The organism is Nostoc sp. CHAB 5715, assembly GCF_020829685.1.
Lineage (GTDB): Bacteria > Cyanobacteriota > Cyanobacteriia > Cyanobacteriales > Nostocaceae > Nostoc.
This window is the reverse complement of record NZ_JAIVFR010001121.1, coordinates 1-2,236: the sequence shown is the minus strand read 5'-3', so window position 1 is coordinate 2,236 and position 2,236 is coordinate 1. Positions and strand designations below refer to the sequence as shown.

Annotated in this window: 2 protein-coding genes and 1 pseudogene; 1 reads left to right on the top strand and 2 read right to left on the bottom strand. The window is 45.2% G+C overall.

The genetic code is table 11. The features are described from left to right. On the top strand, positions 1-212 hold a 212-nt coding region (locus LC574_RS36675; protein ID WP_368736785.1), incomplete at its 5' end, for a cation:proton antiporter regulatory subunit. Between the two features lie 58 nt (positions 213-270). On the opposite strand, the pseudogene LC574_RS36670 reads toward LC574_RS36675, so the two are convergent. Both LC574_RS36670 and queA read right to left on the bottom strand, forming a co-directional pair. Then, positions 271-540: pseudogene (locus tag LC574_RS36670) on the bottom strand (tetratricopeptide repeat protein); the annotation flags it as partial. Between the two features lie 75 nt (positions 541-615). Continuing rightward, positions 616-1,974, bottom strand: a complete 1,359-nt coding sequence (queA, locus tag LC574_RS36665) for a tRNA preQ1(34) S-adenosylmethionine ribosyltransferase-isomerase QueA (RefSeq protein WP_229458536.1) — start codon at positions 1,972-1,974, stop codon at positions 616-618. Positions 1,975-2,236 lie beyond the last annotated feature (262 nt).

Sequence of the window (2,236 nt, the reverse complement as noted above, 5' to 3'; positions counted from 1 at the left end):
TCAATCAAAGCGCGAAGTTGCTCTGGTTTGCGAGCAGTAGCAAGCACTTCGTCGCCCTTCTTCAACTTCGTAACCGCTACGGGTTAAATTTGCTAGCAGTCAGCCAGGATGGTAAATTTATAATTAATCCTGACGCCACAAAGCGTTTAGAGCGCGGATCAGCAATGGTAGTTATTGGCTGCAACAAAGATATCAATCGTTTGCCGATTTAAAAAAGTTTAGATTTTAGATTTTTCCTTCAATCCAAAATTCAAAATCTAAAATGACATGAATTGCTAGCAAATTTGGCATATTGTTGTAGGCTGTGGCATTTTTAGGATCTAACTGCAAGGCTTGGCGATAACTGGCGATCGCAGGCTCTATTTGACCTTGTTGTTGCAAGGCGATCGCTAAGTTAAAATAAGCGTTGGCATTGCTGCTATCTAAATTAATTGCTTTTTGGTATGCTGCGATCGCATCCTCAAGCTGTCCTTTTTCATACAGCGCCAAACCCAGATTATACAGCGCTGCTACCCTTGTGGAATCTATCACAAGACTCTTGAGTAGCACCTTTGCTGCGCTTAGAGCGCAACTTAGATTTTAGATTGAAGGAAAAATCTAAAATTGCATGACTCCCTACTCCCCACTCCCTACTCCCACAGCTTTCGGCAAAATTAGCATTGCATCGCCGAATGAATAAAAGCGATATCCAAAAGCGATCGCTTCGTTGTATATATTCAATAACCGTTGTCTGCCAATTAGCGCACTTACCAACATCAGCAAACTGGAACGCGGCAGGTGAAAATTGGTAATTAAACCATCTACCACCCGCCATTGGTAGCCGGGATAAATAAACAGGTCTGTTTTCTGGCAAAATGGTTGTAAATTCCCAGATTGAGCCGCCCCTTCTAACGCCCGTACTGCCGTTGTTCCCACAGCAATAATTCGACCGCCAGCTGCTTTAGTGGCGCGGATTTGCTCTACTGTAGCGGCGGGGACTTCAATCCATTCTTCATGCATCTGGTGGGTAGTTACATCCTCCACTTCCACAGGGCGAAATGTACCTACACCAACGTGTAGCGTTATAAAAGCCTGATTAATATTGCGATCGCGCAACTTTTGTAATAATTCTGGGGTAAAATGTAGCCCTGCCGTAGGAGCTGCGATCGCTCCTGGTTGTTTAGCATAAACTGTCTGATACTGCTCGTCAGCAGCTTGTGAGGTAGTGATGTACGGTGGTAGCGGCACTTCACCAAATACCTCTAACAGTTGCATTAAAGATTTTCCCTCTGGCACATCAAATTGCAACAAACGCCCACCAGTTGCTGCGTCTGTTTCTAGAACCATAGCCGTAAGGAGATGAGGGGATGAGGGGGATGAGGGGGATGAGGAGGATGAAGGGGATGAGGAGGATGAGGGGGATGAGGAGGATGAGGAAGAATTTACTTCGCTATCTCTCCCTGCTCCCTCATCTCCCCCTGCTCCCTCATCTCCCCCTGCTCCCTCATCTCCCCCTGCTCCCTCATCTCCCCCTGCTCCCTCATCTCCCCCTACTCCCTCATCTCCCCCTACTCCCTCATCTCCCCCTACTCTCCCCGCTCCCTTGGCTTCAAAAATAATTTTCGCTCCCTGTTTGAAGCTTTTTCCTGGCTTAACCAAAGCTAACCAACAGTTATACTGCCGTTCTTCCAACAGCAACACCTGGATTTTACCACCAGTGGATTTATGACCATAAAGCCGCGCTGGAATGACTCTTGTATTGTTCATAACCAACAAATCACCAGAGCGCAGCAGTGCAGGTAAATCATGAAAAATGTGGTGCAAGGGTGCTGTTTCGATGCCTGTAGTCGGAGAATCAACCACAAGTAACCGTGAGCTATCTCTAGGAACTGCTGGGTTTTGGGCAATGAGTTCTGGAGGTAGTTCGTAGTCATACCCAGCTACTGAGCAATCTAATTCAAAATTTTTTTCTTGTGGGCTAGAGGTGTCTTTCAAATTGGCTTTTACTAGTTTTTGGTTTATTTAGTATTTATACTCTCTTAAAAAAGCTGGTTTGAGCTTTCCCTTCTAAAGGAACTTTAAGGCATCTTCGCCCAGTTTCATCACTAGGCTATAAGATTGATACTATTAACAATACCTTCGCCAATTATGAAGTGGTGACAGAAGGCTTAGGAGCGTGAATACGCCCCAGCGAGGATATTCTATCAAAAATTTGAGATAATAAAACCTTGTGTGGCTTTTTCGGAAGCATCTTAAT